Consider the following 15,400-nt stretch of genomic DNA (forward strand, 5'->3'; position numbering starts at 1 on the left):
CCCGACGAACAGCCCGCAAACAATAATCTCTAGCTATTTTCACGCAAGTCAACAAGACGACCCCACCTCGTCTTTTCAAGTCACGGCCGCGTCACACAACACCCGATGCGAGGCCAAATCAAGTTCAGGCCCCGAAACGACGATACTCTAGGATAGTTACCTAAAGTAATCACGTGGAGTTATGATATTGGTAAGCTTGAAATCGGAGAGAACGTTGCATATCCGTTACGAAATCGACAGAGGCGAGAAACAATGCGCTGCGGCGTGACACGGTAAGCTGGCTCTTTGGCATGCAAACACCACGGGAAGCGACAATGCCTACCACACTGGGCACCATTGCTTGCCCATGATCTGGCGCTTCACCCGCAAAGTAGCATGATCGACATGGGACAGAGATTGCAGGCTAACCCATAGATCACGCTCCCACCGCCATGGGGCAGTCGCGCTCCAAACACAAAAAGCCTGCCCGCCCAACAGAAGAAGCGGGAGACATTTCGGAATAGAAATTACGCTACAACACACGCCTAGCCCAAAAAGAGCACCCCGCGGCCAAATCCGGGCCGCCACTGAGGATCTGAAGCCTTCCCGCCTGTTAGGGAAGTCCGCAGGCTTGTCACATGAATTTCACCAGATGGCAAAACATAGCGGGTTGTACCATACTTAACGACAGGTTTCAGCTTCCCTTTGGTTCAGCCATGGTGGCCGGCGTCACGGTGCTCGGCTTGGATTTTTCACCGAAGACCGTGCGCACGACCAAGCGTATGGAAACATAGAATACCGGCGTGAGGAAGAGGCCTAGAAGGGTGACCCCGGTCATTCCCGACGCAACCGCCGTGCCGATGGCCTGGCGCAGCTCCGAGCCGGGGCCTGTGGCGATGGCAAGCGGGATCACGCCGAGGATGAAGGCGAAGGACGTCATCAGGATCGGACGCAGGCGCAGCCGGCAGGCCTCCACCACCGCATGCCAGGGCGAATCGCCATGATCCTCGCGCTGGCGCGCGAATTCCACGATCAGGATGGCGTTCTTGGCGGCGAGGCCGATCAGCACGACGAAGGAGATCTGCGTCATGATGTTGTTGTCCATCTGCTTGGTCCACTCGCCCCACCAGGGCAGCCCCCGGGCCATGCCGCCGAGCAGCGCCGCCAGGATGGCGAGCGGGACGATCAGGATGATGGCAAGCGGCAGCGACCAGCTTTCATATTGCGCCGCCAGGAACAGGAAGACGAAGAGCACCGCGATGCCGAAGACCACGAAGGCGGTGTTGCCGACGGAGCGCTCCTGGAAGGCGATCTCGGTCCATTCGAAGCCGACGCCCGGGGGCAGCACCTCACGCGCGTCCCTTTCCATCAGGTCGAGCGCAGTGGTGGAGGAAACGCCAGGCAGCGAGCTGCCCTGAACCGGGATGGCGGGATAGATGTTGTGGCGTGTCATCGTATCGGGGCCGGTGCGGTTCTCGAAACTCACCAGCGAGCCGAGCGGCACCAGGCCGCCCGAGGCGTTGCGCACCTTGATGCGGGCAAGGTCCGCGGTATTGACGCGGTTGCCGCCCTCGGCCTGCGCCGTCACCTGGAAGGCCCGGCCGAAGCGGGTGAAGTCGTTCACATAGGACGAGCCGACATAGACCTGCAGCGCCTCGAAAATATTGCCGATCGGCACGTTGAGCATCTGTGCCTTCACACGGTCGACATTGACGAAGAGCTGCGGCCCGCGCGTGGAGAAGGTGGTGAAGACCTGGAACAGGCCCGGCGTCTGGTTGGCCTTGCCGACCAGCGCATTGGCCGCCTGTTCCAGCGCCTCCAGGCCGACGCCGCTGCGGTCCTGCACCTGCATCTTGTAGCCGCCGCCCTGCCCGAGGCCCTGGATGGTGGGCGGGTTGATGACGAAAACCAGGCCCTCCTCGATCGCGAACACGCGCTTTTGCAATTCACCCACGATCTTCTGCGCGCTCAGCCCTTCCTTGAGGCGCTCGTCGAAAGGCTTGAACGGCACGAACAGTGTGGCGGCATTGGAGGCCGCCGTGAAGGTCACACCGGAGAACCCGGCGACACCGATGACATGCCCGACGCCCGGACTGGTGGAGGCGATCTCCTGCGCCTTCTTTACCACCGCATCGGTGCGCTCCAGCGAGGCGCCGTCCGGCAGCTGCACCACGACGATGGCGTAGCCCTGGTCGGACTCCGGCACGAAGCCCGTCGGCGTCCTCTGGTAGATGTAGAAGGTTGCGTAGATCAGCCCGCCATAGAGGAGGAGGAAGACGAGCTTATGGCTGACGGCAAAGCCCACCACGCCGCCATAGCCGCGGGACAGGCGCTCGAAGCCCCTGTTGAAGCCGTAGCCCAGCCCCTGCAGCCAGCGGAACAGGAAGAAGCGGCTCCTGTGGCTGGGGTCGTGCGGCTTCAGCAGAATGGCGGCGAGCGCCGGCGACAGGGTCAGTGAGTTGAAGGCCGAGATCACAGTGGCGGCTGCGATCGTCACCGCGAATTGCTGGTAGAACTTGCCTGAAATACCAGGAATGAAGGCGGTGGGCACGAAGACCGCGCAGAGCACCAGCGCGATGGCGATCACGGCGCGGCCTACCTCGTCCATGGTGACGTGAGCGGCGCGGTTGGGCGTCATGCCGTCGTGAATGTTGCGCTCGACATTCTCCACGACCACGATGGCATCGTCGACCACGATGCCGACCGCCAGGATCAGGCCGAACAGCGTGAGCATGTTCAGGGAAAAGCCAAGCCCGCTCATCACCGCGAAAGTGCCGATGAGCGAAACGGGAATGGCGATGATCGGGATGATCGCCGCCCGCCATGACTGCAGGAAGATGAAGACGACGATGACGACCAGCACGATCGCCTCGGCGAAGGTGTGGTAGACCGCCTCGATCGAAGCCGAGACGAATTCCGTCGGGTTATAGACGATGGAATATTTCAGCCCAGGCGGAAAGGCGGAGGCCAATTCCTCCATCTTGGCCTTGACGCGGTCGGCGGTGGCGAGGGCATTGGTGCCCGGGCGCTGCAGCACCGCAAGGCCTACGGTAGGCTGGCCGTCGAGATAGAGGTTGGAGCCATATTGCTTGGCGCCCATCTCGACGCGGGCGACATCCTTCAGCTTCAGCACGCGGCCATCGGCCGTCGACTTGATGATGACATTGCGGAACTGTTCGGCGTCCTGGAAGCGGCCGAGCGTGGTGACGGTGATCTCGCTGGTTGTGTTTTGTGGCGAGGGCTGGCCGCCGAGCGTGCCGCCCGAGACCTGGACGTTCTGTTCACGCAGGGCGCCGACGACATCGCCCGCCGTCAGGTTGAAGCTGGCAAGGCGATCCGGGTCCAGCCAGACGCGCAGGGCCGGCTCGCGCAGGCCGAAGGTGAAGGTCGAGCCCACGCCGTCGACACGCGCGATGATGTCGTTGACGTTGACGATGGCATAATCCGACACCCCGTAGTCGCTCAGCGAATTATCGGGCGAATACATGGTGACGATGAGCAGGAAGTCCGACGAGGCCTTGTTCACGGTGACGCCGAGCGTACGCACCTCGGCGGGCAGGCGAGGCTCGGCGGTGGCGATGCGGTTCTGCACCTGCACCTGCGCGATATCGAGATCGGTGCCGGTGGCGAAGGTCACCGTGATCTGCAGCGAACCGTCATTGGTGGACTGGGAGGTCTGGTAGATCATCCCTTCCACGCCGTTGATCGCCTGTTCGAGCGGGGTCGCCACCGTCTCGGCAATGGTTTCGGCATTGGCGCCGGGATAGGTGGCATTGACCGTGACGGTCGGTGGAGCGATCTGCGGGAACTGGGCGACCGGCAGGTTGAAATAGCAGACGAGACCCACCACCACCGTGACGATGGAGACCACGGCGGCAAAGATCGGGCGATCGACGAAGAAATGGCCGAATTTCATGGGCGTCGCTCCCGATCAGTTGGCGTCGGGAAGAAGCGGGTCCGGCACATCCAGCTTGGTGGGCTGCGGGATGACCTCGCTGCCCGGGCGGGCGCGCATCTGACCGTTGATCAGCACCGCGTCCTCAGGCTTGAGACCGTTCCTGATCACCCGGAAGGTGCCGAATTTAGGTCCCGTCTCCACGGGGCGGATGGTTGCCTTCTTGTCGACGACAACGACCACGTAGTGCCCCTGCGACGACTGCCCCACTGCCACATCAGGCACGACCAGTGCATCATATGGCTCGCCCACGGCGATGCGAATGCGCCCGAACAGGCCCGAGGTGAGGAAGCCGTCCGGATTGGCCACCTTGGCGCGTGCCGTCACCGTGCCCGTCTGGGCATCGACCTGCGGGTCGAAATAGTCGAGCGTGCCCCGGTGGGAGAAGGTCTTCTCGTCGGAGAGCGCGATCTCCGCTTTCATGCCTTCATCGGTGCCTGACGAATCGACCTTGCCGCGCGATGCGCGGTGATAGGCAAGGTAGCTCGCCTCGTCGAACTCGAAATAGAAATAGATCGGATCGACGGCCACGATGGTGGTGAGTGGCGCCGTGCCGTTGGCCACCACCAGATTGCCGGCCGAAACGAGCTGGCGGCTGATCTTGCCTGAGATCGGCGCCGTGATGGTGGCGAAGTTTAGGTCGAGCTTGGCGGTGGCGAGCGCCGCGTTGGCCGAATCGATTGAGGCTGCCGCTTCCTGGAACGCCTGCAGGTTGGACTGATAGGTGGCGTCGGTGACGTTGCCGCTCTTCTTCAATTCCTCGGCGCGGGCGAGATTGGCCTTGGTGAGATCGATTTTGGTCTGAGCGATCTTGACCTGGGCGGCGGCCTGGTCGACAGCGGCCTGGAACGGACGCGGATCGATGGAGAACAGCACGTCGCCCTGCTTGACCAGCGAGCCTTCGACGAAGCTCGATTTGTCGAGATAGCCGGTGACCCGCGAGGTGATGGCGACGGAGGGCCAGGCCCGGAAGCGGCCGGTGAATTCCTCCATCTCGGTGATCTTGCGGCTGACGGGATTGGCCACGGTCACCGGCATGGCCGGCATCTGCTGGGCCAGGGCGGCGTCCGCCATACCCAGGACAGCCAAGGCCACCACACCGCCCGCCAGCCGGCAACAGCTCCGATGCAAAACCGACATGAACGCTCCCGAAAGCAACGAACACCCGCCTCCCAGTCGAGCAGCGAAACCGGAATCAGCGGCAGGGCCGCACTATGACCATTTTTGGGGTCGCGACCTAGCAAGATCGAAAAACCGCAACCTTGCCGCGCAGGCATGATGCAATTCGGCAACAATTTTCGATGGCGGAAGGCAACCTGGAGGCAGATTTTCTCCTCTACGTCGAGCTTTGCTTCGCCTGTCAGCAAGGTTTGGTGCGAAAAGAGCCGGAAAACTTCAGGGTACCGTGCCCTCGCGCCCGATACTTTCGTAGCGGAAGCCGTGGCGCGCCATGTCGTCGAGCCTGTAGATGTTGCGCAGGTCGACGATCACAGGCTGCTTGAGCAGGCCCTTCACACGTTCGAGGTCGAGGGCGCGGAACTCGTCCCATTCGGTGATGATGACGGCGACATCGGCTCCGTCCAGGCAGTCATAGGCGCTGTCATGGTAGTCGACATCGGCCAGCACCTTGCGCGCCTCCTCCATGCCCTGCGGGTCGTACGCACGCACGCGCGCCCCCTTGTCCTGCAGCGCGTAGACGATCGGGATCGAGGGGCTCTCGCGCATGTCGTCGGTGTTGGGCTTGAAGGTGAGGCCGAGGAGAGCCACCGTCTTGCCCGCGATGTTGCCGTCGAGCGCCCCGATGATCTTGCGGGCCATCGAGGATTTGCGCGCGTCGTTGACCCCCACCACCGCCTCGACGATGCGCAGCGGCGCGCCATATTCCTGGCCTGTGCGCAACAGCGCCAGCGTGTCCTTCGGAAAGCAGGAGCCGCCATAGCCCGGGCCGGCATGCAGGAATTTCGCGCCGATGCGGTTGTCGAGGCCGATGCCGCGCGCCACCTCTTGCACATTGGCGCCGGCCTTCTCGCACAGATCCGCGATCTCGTTGATGAAGGTGATCTTGGTCGCCAGGAAGGCGTTGGCTGCATATTTGATCATCTCGGAGGTACGCCGTTCCGTGAACAGCAGCGGCCCCTGGTTGAGATGGAGCGGGCGATAGACTTCCGCCATCACGATGCGGGCGCGCTCGTCCTCGACGCCGACGACAATGCGGTCGGGGCGCTTGAAATCCTCGATCGCCGCGCCTTCGCGCAGGAATTCGGGGTTGGAGACCACGGCAATGTCGGCATCCGGCCTGACCTCGCGGATGAGGCGTTCGACCTCGTCGCCCGTGCCGACGGGCACCGTCGACTTGGTCACCACCACGGTGAAGCCTTCCGCTGCCGCGGCGATCTCGCGCACGGCGCCATAGACATAGGAGAGGTCGGCATGGCCGTCGCCGCGGCGCGAGGGCGTGCCGACGGCAAGGAACACCACGGCCGCTTCCTTCACCGCGGGCGCAAGCTCGGTGGTGAAGAATAGGCGCTTTTCCCTGACGTTTCGCGCCACGAGCTGCTCAAGGCCGGGCTCGTAGATCGGCATGCGACCGGCGAGCAGGCCTTCGATCTTGGCCGGATCCTTGTCGACGCAAACAACGACATGGCCGAAGTCGGCGAGGCACGCCCCCGTCACCAGCCCGACATAGCCTGTCCCGATCATTGCCACGCGCATGCAATCATTCCTCGTTGGGCGCCCTGTCTACAAAAGGCCCGACGACAAGCCAATGACGAATCCTGGGAGCGCGGACATCCGACACTCTCTTGAGTGTCTTAGAGATGTCCGCGCTCCCAGCGCTTGCCCGCGCCTTCGACCAGGCGCAGATTTCCTCGAAGCCCGCCATCAGAGGCCGCCATGGACTGGAATCTCCGCCGGATCTTCACATTCGAGGGCCAGAGCGTCGCCTATGACCGCTTCGGCGCCGGCCCGCCTTTGGTGCTGGTGCATGGCACGCCGTTCTCCTCCTTCGTCTGGCGGGCGATCGCCCGTGAGCTCGCGCGCCATTTCGAGATCTACCTCTACGACCTCATCGGCTATGGCCAGTCGGAGAAGCGGGAGGGCCAGGATGTATCGCTGGGCATGCAGAACCGGCTGCTGGCGGCGCTGTTGCAGTTCTGGTCGCTGGAGCAGCCCGACGTGATCGCCCATGATTTCGGCGGCGCCACGGTGCTGCGCGCCCATCTCCTCGACGGCTGCGAATATAAGCGCCTCCTCCTCATCGATCCCGTGGCCGTGCGTCCCTGGGGCTCGCCTTTCGTGCGCCATGTCCGGCAGTACGAGGAGGCCTTCGCCGGCATACCCGATTATATCCAGGAAGCCATCCTCACCGCCTATCTGCAGGGTGCCGCCTTCAGGCCCTTGTCCGCCGCCGCACGCCAGGCTTATGCCGCGCCCTGGACAGGCCCGGTCGGCAAGCCCGCCTTCTATCGCCAGATCGCCCAGATGGATCAGCGCTATACGGACGAGATCCAGGATCATTATCCTAATCTGCGCTGCCCATCGCGCCTGCTCTGGGGCGTGGAGGATGGCTGGATCCCGGTAGAGAGGGGGCGCGAGCTGGCCGCTCTGCTCCCCGGCTGCCGGCTGACGGAGATCCCGGATTGCGGCCATCTCATGCAGGAGGACGCGCCGGAGGCGATCGTCGCGGCGGCGCTGGGGTTCTTTGGGTAGGAGTGGCGGTCTCCGACCGCCATGCTTGGAACCGGTACGTTCTTTGAACAGGAAAATGGCGGTCGGAGACCGCCACTCCCAGCTATCCCAATCTCAACGTCCAACCCCTTGGCGAAGGCCTGAGATCCGCGACCGACAGCGGCCCCGCCTCGATGCGCCAGAAGGCCTGCCCCGGGGCGCCGAGCGCGTGCACCGCGGCGGCCCGCACGACGGAGGCGTGCGTGACGGCCAGCACATGCCCCTCGAAGCGCTCGCCGTCGAGCCAGGCGCCGACACGGCGGATGAGGTTGGTCACAGATTCCCCGCCGTGCGGACGGGCATCGGGATCGCTGGCCCAGGCGGCCACCCCCTCCGGCTCGGCGATGGCGACCGCCTCGAAGCCGAGCCCCGCCCAGCGTCCATAGTCGCATTCGCGCAGGGCTTCGCATGTCTCGCCCTCGAGCTCCATCGCCTGCGCCGTCTGGCGTGCCCGCAAGGCGGGACTGAGGAGAATGCGGCCGACCTTCTCGAATCGCCCCGCAAGCGCCCTGGCCGCCGACAGGCCCCTGTCATCGAGCGCTTCGTCGAGGGGAAAACTCGCCGTGCGCAGGGCGGGCGTCGCCGCATGGCAGATAAGGGTCAGGCGCGGGGTCATGCGATGGTCTCTACAAGCACAAAAATGACGGCACAATATTGACATGCGGCGACAGATGCGCTGCTTATGCCATTTGCACGCCAAGGTTGAGAAGCCGGTGAAAGTCCGGCACGGTCGCGCCACTGTGATCGACGGCATCCGCTGCCGCTTCGACAGTCAGACCTCTTCCAAGGCACGCACGCCTCAAACGGGACGCGTAATCCCAAGGAGCTTTATGATGACGACCGCCGTTCTCGCGCCTTCCTCACCGCAATCCATCACCATTCCGCTGCGCGAAATCGTGCCGTGGGCCATCCTGACGCTGCTGCTGGCTCTCCTGGCGATCTACTTCGTCGGCGCCGAAGAGGGTGCGACGTCCATTTTCCAGGGCATGTACATCCACGAATGGGTGCATGACGGCCGCCATCTGCTCGGCTTCCCCTGCCACTAGGGGCAACGGACACATCATGGTCAGGTCCCTTTTGATCCGGGGGATGCTTGTTGGCATCCTCGCGGGCTTGCTCGCCTTTGGCTTTGCCAGGGTCTTCGGTGAACCGCAGGTGGATGCGGCCATCGCCTTCGAGGAGAGCCGTTCGGCGCAGCAGGAGGCCAAACCTGCTCCCGCCATGAACATGAACATGTCGACGGCCCCCGCCGCCGGCCAGGATCATGGCAACGAGGAGGAACTCGTCAGCCGGCCGATGCAGGCGAGCTTCGGCCTGCTCACCGGCGTGCTGGTCTACGGCGCGGCGGTCGGTGGCATCTTCGCCCTCGTCTTCGCCTTCGCGCAGGGACGGCTCGGCTCGCTGAGCCCGAGGGCCACTGCGGCCGTCGTCGCAGCCATCGGCCTTGCGACAATTGTGATCGTTCCGCAACTCAAATATCCGGCCAACCCGCCGGCTGTCGGCAATCCCGACACGATCGGCTTGAGGACCGCCCTCTATTTCAGCATCGTCGCACTTTCGGTGCTGGTGGCGATCGCTGCGCTCAACACGGCCAATCGCCTGGCCGCGAGTCTCGGCCGGTGGAACGCCAACCTGATCGCGGCGGCTGCCTATGTCGTGGTGATGGCCATCGCCATGCTGGTGCTGCCGGGCGTGCATGAAGTGCCGGCCGACTTCTCGGCCGATGTGCTATGGAACTTCCGGGTCGCCTCGCTCGGCATCCATGTCGTCCTGTGGACCACGCTGGGCCTGGTCTTTGGCATTCTCGCGCAGAAATTGATGCAGCCCGAAGGCCGGCGGGCGTAAGGGAAGGTACAGGCCATTGGCCTGACGGTCAGGCCAATGGCTTGCGAGCCAAGCGTCGCCTTTATGTCACACCGGCGGGAATTCTTGCTTTCTTGCACCGAATTCATCTGTTTCGCACTTGCGAAATGACGAGAGCAGTCGCACTCTAAGCTGTGTAGTGGATGCCGTTCCGCACCTCTACAGCCCTCCTTGGGCGTTTCCTCCCTAAGACTTGGGCCGCCATCCGGGCGGCCTCTTTCTTTTTTAGGGCGCGGCTCCATATAATGACTTGCCGCTTCGCGGCATTCCGCCTCAATTAACCCCTTGTCCTTAAGCTCGCGCTTGCCCAATTGGTCTGGCGCTCGCATAGTGATGTCATCATGGATTTGGACTCGCCCTTGTTTGATCGCATCCGGGTGCGCCCGAGGGCCGAGGAGGTCCATCAGGCGTCCGTGAGACTGTGCGAACACGTCAATTGCCGCAATCACGGTGAATTTCGGGCGCCGAAGGGGCGCAATCGCGAGGGCCAGTTCTGGCATTTCTGCCTCGAACATGTCCGCGACTACAACAAGAACTACAATTATTTCGCCGGCCTGCCCGACGATTCCGTGAGCGCCTATCAGCGCGATGCCGCTTTCGGACATCGGCCGACCTGGACAATGGGCGTCAATCCCTGGGCCAAGAAGCGGGGCGCCCAGGCAGGCCCTGACGTCCAGGACGACTTTGGTTTCTTCGACGACGCCCATGGCTTCCGCCGGCAGACCACGGCGCCCCAACCGGAGCGTCGCCGGCTCAAGATTCTCGAGCGCAAGGCGCTTGAAGCACTGGATCTGCCGGAAACGGCCAACGGCCCGGAGATCAAGGCGCGCTACAAGACTCTCGTCAAACGGCTTCACCCCGATGCCAATGGCGGCGACCGATCCAGCGAAGATCAATTGCGCGGGATCATTCAGGCCTATAATACGCTCCGAAGCGCCGGGCTTTGCTAGGCTTGCCCTCTGAGGGCTTTCAGGCCCGCTCGTACTGATTGTCGGCTTCGCCGTCCTGGCGACAGCCAAGGAAGGCATTATGACTAACGAAACGACACCGGCCAACCTGCCGGATATCATGGTCTCGGCCAAGAAGCTGTTTGGTTTCGACACGGATCTTCAGGTCCCGGCCTATTCCAAGCCCGACGACCACGTCCCGGACCTCGACCCCGACTATCTTTTCGACAAGCCGACCACCCTGGCGATCCTCGCGGGCTTTGCCCATAATCGCCGTGTGATGGTCACCGGCTATCACGGCACCGGCAAGTCGACCCATATCGAGCAGGTCGCCGCGCGCCTCAATTGGCCCTGCGTGCGCATCAATCTCGACAGCCATGTCTCGCGTATCGATCTCGTCGGCAAGGACGCCATCGTCCTCAAAGACGGCCAGCAGATCACCGAGTTCCGGGACGGCATGCTGCCCTGGGCCTTGCAGAACAACATCGCCCTCGTCTTCGACGAATATGACGCCGGCCGCCCCGACGTGATGTTCGTGATCCAGCGCGTGCTTGAGGTATCCGGCCGCCTGACCCTGCTCGACCAGCGGCGCGTGATCCGCCCGCACCCCGCCTTCCGCCTGTTCGCCACCACCAACACGGTGGGCCTGGGCGACACCTCCGGCCTCTATCACGGCACGCAGCAGATCAACCAGGGCCAGATGGATCGCTGGTCGATCGTCACCACGCTGAACTATCTGCAGCACGACAAGGAAGTCGACATCGTCCTGTCGAAGGCCAAGCATTACCAGCGCAGCCCCAACGGTCGCGACATCGTCAACAAGATGGTGCGCGTGGCCGACCTGACCCGCAATGCCTTCATGAACGGTGACCTCTCCACCGTGATGTCGCCGCGCACGGTGCTGACCTGGGCCGAGAATGCCGACATCTTCCACGACATCGGCTTCGCCTTCCGGGTGACCTTCCTGAACAAATGCGACGAGCTGGAACGCAGCCTCGTGGCGGAGTTCTATCAGCGGGCGTTCGGCGCGGAGCTGGCGGAGAGCTCGGTGAACGTGGCGCTGACGTAGGGATTGGCTCCAGGGATGGTGGTAAGGGTACGCAACCTTGGTTATTTGAGGTAATTGTCCCCTTTCCCCTTGCAGCCGCCCCCCTTCCCTCCCATTTGCTGCGCCGTGGAGGGCGAGTATCCATGGCTTTTGCAGCAACTGGCAGTGTGAATGACCTGCGAGCTCGCGTCGAGCGGCTCGACAGGCTGTCCCGTCTTCTCGATATCGCCTTCTCCATTCCCTTCACGAAGATCCGCTTCGGCGTCGATGCGATCATCGGCCTGATACCGGGCTTCGGCGACTGGGCGGGCGTGCTCCTGTCGAGCATCATCGTCATCGAGGCCGTGCGCATCGGTGTGCCACGCGTCCTGCTCGCCCGCATGATCGTCAACGTCGCCATCGAAGGCGCCCTCGGCACTGTGCCGGTTGCCGGCGACGTCATCGACATCTTCTGGCGCGCCAATCGGCAGAACATGACGCTTTTGCGCGATCACCTGATTGCCGAGGGCCGGATATAGAACCTGGGACCGCAGGCACACCCTCCGCGTCCCGCCGCCGCAGGCGCCAATAGGCTTGCCGGACCAGTTCCCGGTTGAGGAATGGCGTGGCATTGGATATCTCAGAATCATGACCACCAATCGCAAGCCCGGCGACAAGGCCAAAGACGTCCCCAACGATGCGTTCAAGCGTTCGGTGGCCGGCACCTTGCGCGCCATCGCCCGCAAGCCGGACCTGGAAGTGACCTTCGCCTCCGAGAAGCCGGCCCTGATGTCCGACAAGGCGCGGCTGTCCGAACCGCCGCGCAAGCTCGACACCCATGTCGCGGCGATCGTGCGCGGCCAGGCCGATGCCATGGCGCTGCGCCTCGCCTGCCACGATGTCGGCATCCACCGCCGCCTGGCGCCACAGAACGATCAAGCCCGCACGGTGTTCGATGCGGTGGAGCAGGCGCGCTGCGAGGCCATCGGCTCGCGCCGCATGACGGGTGTGGCCAACAACCTCTCCGCCATGCTGGAGGACCGCTATTTCCGTGGCGGCAAATATGAAGACATCCGTGTCCGCGAGGAGGCGCCGATCGAGGATGCGCTCGCGCTGCTGGTGCGGGAGAAGCTCACCGGCCTGCCCCCGCCGGAACCCGCCCGCAAGCTGGTCGACCTCTGGCGCCCCTTCATCGACGAGAAAGCCGGCAAGGATTTGGCGCGCCTCGACAGCGTGATCGAGAACCAGCGCGCCTTCGCCCGCACCATGAACGATGTGCTCACGCACATGGGCTTGTCGGACGAGGCGCAGGCCGACGCGGACGATTCCGATGACCGCGACAACGACGCCGACTCCGAGCAGGAAGGCGAAAACCAGGAGAACCAGGGCGAGACCCAGGACGAATCCGACGCCATGAAGATGGAGGAGAAGGAGACGGATGACGAGGATTCGCAGGAGGGCGAAACACAAGACGCCGAATCTCCCTCCTCTGACATGCCCGACGAGACGGAGACGGGCGATGCCGAGGAGGCGGCCCAGCCTTGGCGCCCGCCCGAGCACCGCGACAATGAAAGGCGCGGCCCCGACTATCGGGCCTTCACCACGCGGTTCGACGAGATCGTGGATGCCGCGGACCTCTGCGACCCCGAGGAACTCGACCGTCTGCGTGCTTATCTCGACAAGCAGCTCTCCAGCTTGTCCGGCGTGGTGGCGCGCCTGGCCAACCGGCTGCAGCGTCGCCTGATGGCCCAGCAGAACCGCTCCTGGGACTTCGACCTCGAGGAGGGCACGCTCGATCCCGCGCGCCTGTCGCGCGTGATCATCGACCCGACGTCGGCGCTTTCCTTCATGCGCGAGCGCGACACCGATTTCCGCGATACGGTGGTGACGCTGCTGATCGACAATTCCGGCTCGATGCGCGGGCGCCCGATCACCGTGGCGGCATCCTGCGCCGACATCCTCGCCCGTACGCTGGAGCGCTGTGGGGTGCGAGTCGAGATTCTCGGCTTCACCACAAGGGCGTGGAAGGGCGGACAGTCGCGCGAGGCTTGGCTGCAGGCGGGCAAGCCTGCCTCGCCCGGGCGCCTCAACGATCTCCGGCACATCATCTACAAATCGGCTGATGCCCCGTGGCGCCGGGCACGCAAGAATCTTGGCCTGATGATGCGGGAAGGCCTCCTCAAGGAGAACATCGACGGCGAGGCGCTGAACTGGGCGCATCAGCGACTGATCGGTCGCACCGAGAGCCGGCGCATCCTGATGGTGATCTCCGACGGCGCACCGGTCGACGATTCCACCCTTTCGGTGAACACCGGCAATTATCTCGAACGCCATCTGCGCTGGATGATCGAGGATATCGAGACCCGTTCGCCCGTCGAGCTGATCGCCATCGGCATCGGCCACGACGTCACGCGCTATTACAAGCGCGCCGTAACAATCGTGGACGCGGAAGAGCTAGGCGGCGCGATGACGGACAAGCTTGCCGAACTCTTCGACGAGACCGGCTCAGCAGGCCCGCGCCGAGCAGCCGCGTGATCCAGAGGGCCGAAACGCTCTGGCGCGAGGCCCTGCTCGGCCCGATGCCGCTCGCCTTTCCGTTGATCGCGGTCTGCTTGCTCTGCTTCGCACTGAGCGCGGCGCTCAGCCTCATCCTGATCGCGCTGGTGGGTGACGGCTCGGCGTCCGGCCTGTTCGGCGCGCTGTGGACGCCCTTGCCCACCGTGCTGATCCAGATGGGCGCCGGCGGCTTCCTTGCCATCGCCAACTGGCAGCCATGGTATCTCTTCACCGCGATCTTCCTGCACGCCAGCCTCCCCCATCTCATCGTCGACATGATCTGCCTGATGATGATCATGCCGGCGATCGAAAAGGTGTTCGGGCGCCTGCGCGCCTTCATCATCTTCATGCTGGCGGGCCTGGCCGGGTCGCTCGCCTCGGCCTTCTATGGCGAGCTCTACACGCTCGGCACCTCCAGCGCGACCTTCGGTCTTTTTGGCGCGGCGCTGGTCTTCGGCTCCCTGCGCGGAAACGAGGAGGGCCGGAGATTGATGTTCGGCACGGCGAAATGGGCCGCGCTCAACTTCGTGTTCGGCCTGTTCTCACTGGTCTCGCTGGCGCCGAGTGTCTCCTTCGCCGGCCTCTTCGGAGGGTTCATCGCCGGGGTGATGACCGCGCTTGCCATGATCTACCGCATCGGCCCCTCCTGGCTGCCGGGCCTGCGCCGAACCGGCCTTGGTCTCGCGAGCATCGCGCTCCTCAGCCTGGCGCTGGGCGTCGGCACTGCGGTTTCCTCCGCCTGGCAGGCCTGGAGCGCGCCCGACGCCTACGCCAAGGACGCCAATGACGACCAGATCGCCCGCCTCGGCGCCGTAATCGCGCTGGACGACGGCAACGCCGCGGCCCACGCCCTGCGGGGTGCCGCCTACGCGCTGAAAGACGACTATGCGAGCGCCATTCCGGACCTCGACGCCGCCCTCGCGGGGGGCGTCGACTCGCCGCAGCTGCGCAATCTCCGGGCCTGGTCTCTCTACAAGGTCGGCCGCGCCGCCGATGGCCTTCCGGATGCCAACGCGGCCCTCGCGGTGACGCCTGACGATGCCGCAACGCTCGATACCCGCGCCCACATCTACGAGGATCTCGGCCGACGGGACGAAGCCATCGCCGACTACCGCGCCGCCCTCGTCCAGAACCCCGACATTGCCGAGAGCAAGGCTGGCCTGCAAAGGCTGACGGGCGGGCAGTAGGGGCCTGTTATCTCCGGCACGCCCTTCCTTTATCGGTGAGAATATGGGTTTGCCAGCAGCGTGATTTTCAGGACCGCAGCAAAATCGGAGGCCGGATCGATCCATCCGGCCTCCGAAGCAATGAATTGGAATAAGGTGTTGAAGAAAAATCGCGATTTGA

At 63.9% G+C, this 15,400-nt stretch carries 12 protein-coding genes and 1 riboswitch; of the genes, 8 read left to right on the forward strand and 4 right to left on the reverse strand.

Annotated elements, in window-relative coordinates:
* Positions 1 to 673 precede the first annotated feature (673 nt).
* The 3 genes from ACMDCR_RS30420 to ACMDCR_RS30430 all read right to left on the reverse strand — a co-directional run bounded on the left by ACMDCR_RS30420 (position 674) and on the right by ACMDCR_RS30430 (position 6,646).
* Positions 674 to 3,895 (reverse strand): efflux RND transporter permease subunit, encoded by a 3,222-nt coding sequence (locus ACMDCR_RS30420; protein ID WP_413990194.1) that lies wholly within the window; start codon positions 3,893 to 3,895, stop codon positions 674 to 676.
* Positions 3,896 to 3,910: 15 nt separating this feature from the next.
* Positions 3,911 to 5,074 carry an efflux RND transporter periplasmic adaptor subunit gene (locus tag ACMDCR_RS30425; protein ID WP_413990195.1) on the reverse strand — a complete coding sequence of 388 codons (1,164 nt, stop codon included), beginning with the start codon at positions 5,072 to 5,074 and terminating at the stop codon, positions 3,911 to 3,913.
* A 255-nt stretch (positions 5,075 to 5,329) separates the two neighbouring features.
* Positions 5,330 to 6,646: a UDP-glucose dehydrogenase family protein gene (locus tag ACMDCR_RS30430; RefSeq protein WP_413990196.1), complete on the reverse strand. Its 1,317-nt coding sequence runs from the start codon at positions 6,644 to 6,646 to the stop codon at positions 5,330 to 5,332.
* A gap of 180 nt (positions 6,647 to 6,826) precedes the next feature.
* Here ACMDCR_RS30430 and ACMDCR_RS30435 point away from each other — a divergent pair, with 180 nt between their 5' ends.
* Positions 6,827 to 7,642, forward strand: a complete 816-nt coding sequence (locus ACMDCR_RS30435; RefSeq protein WP_413990197.1) for an alpha/beta fold hydrolase — start codon at positions 6,827 to 6,829, stop codon at positions 7,640 to 7,642.
* Between the two features lie 82 nt (positions 7,643 to 7,724).
* Here ACMDCR_RS30435 and ACMDCR_RS30440 read toward each other — a convergent pair whose 3' ends face one another.
* Positions 7,725 to 8,276: a histidine phosphatase family protein gene (locus ACMDCR_RS30440; protein ID WP_413990198.1), complete on the reverse strand. Its 552-nt coding sequence runs from the start codon at positions 8,274 to 8,276 to the stop codon at positions 7,725 to 7,727.
* A gap of 35 nt (positions 8,277 to 8,311) precedes the next feature.
* Positions 8,312 to 8,460: riboswitch (cobalamin riboswitch) on the forward strand.
* 33 nt (positions 8,461 to 8,493) lie between these two features.
* On the opposite strand from ACMDCR_RS30440, the gene ACMDCR_RS30445 reads away from it, so the two are divergent.
* The 7 genes from ACMDCR_RS30445 to ACMDCR_RS30475 all read left to right on the forward strand — a co-directional run bounded on the left by ACMDCR_RS30445 (position 8,494) and on the right by ACMDCR_RS30475 (position 15,240).
* Complete coding sequence (locus tag ACMDCR_RS30445) at positions 8,494 to 8,706, forward strand: CbtB domain-containing protein (protein ID WP_413993768.1); 213 nt, start codon at positions 8,494 to 8,496, stop codon at positions 8,704 to 8,706.
* 16 nt (positions 8,707 to 8,722) lie between these two features.
* Positions 8,723 to 9,505 carry a CbtA family protein gene (locus ACMDCR_RS30450; protein ID WP_413990199.1) on the forward strand — a complete coding sequence of 261 codons (783 nt, stop codon included), beginning with the start codon at positions 8,723 to 8,725 and terminating at the stop codon, positions 9,503 to 9,505.
* A gap of 377 nt (positions 9,506 to 9,882) precedes the next feature.
* Positions 9,883 to 10,473 (forward strand): J domain-containing protein, encoded by a 591-nt coding sequence (locus ACMDCR_RS30455; RefSeq protein WP_413990200.1) that lies wholly within the window; start codon positions 9,883 to 9,885, stop codon positions 10,471 to 10,473.
* 79 nt (positions 10,474 to 10,552) lie between these two features.
* Positions 10,553 to 11,539 carry a cobaltochelatase subunit CobS gene (gene cobS / locus ACMDCR_RS30460; protein WP_284310508.1) on the forward strand — a complete coding sequence of 329 codons (987 nt, stop codon included), beginning with the start codon at positions 10,553 to 10,555 and terminating at the stop codon, positions 11,537 to 11,539.
* 122 nt (positions 11,540 to 11,661) lie between these two features.
* Complete coding sequence (locus tag ACMDCR_RS30465) at positions 11,662 to 12,036, forward strand: DUF4112 domain-containing protein (protein WP_413990201.1); 375 nt, start codon at positions 11,662 to 11,664, stop codon at positions 12,034 to 12,036.
* A 106-nt stretch (positions 12,037 to 12,142) separates the two neighbouring features.
* The gene (gene cobT / locus ACMDCR_RS30470; RefSeq protein WP_413993769.1) at positions 12,143 to 14,032 is read left to right on the forward strand and encodes a cobaltochelatase subunit CobT; all 1,890 of its coding nucleotides are present in this window, start codon (positions 12,143 to 12,145) and stop codon (positions 14,030 to 14,032) included.
* Entirely contained in the window at positions 14,029 to 15,240 is a 1,212-nt protein-coding gene (locus ACMDCR_RS30475) for a rhomboid family intramembrane serine protease (protein ID WP_413990202.1), read from the forward strand. Before cobT ends, ACMDCR_RS30475 begins: the two co-directional genes overlap by 4 nt.
* Positions 15,241 to 15,400 lie beyond the last annotated feature (160 nt).

Source organism: Labrys okinawensis (assembly GCF_047345005.1).
In the GTDB taxonomy this organism is placed as follows: domain Bacteria; phylum Pseudomonadota; class Alphaproteobacteria; order Rhizobiales; family Labraceae; genus Labrys; species Labrys okinawensis.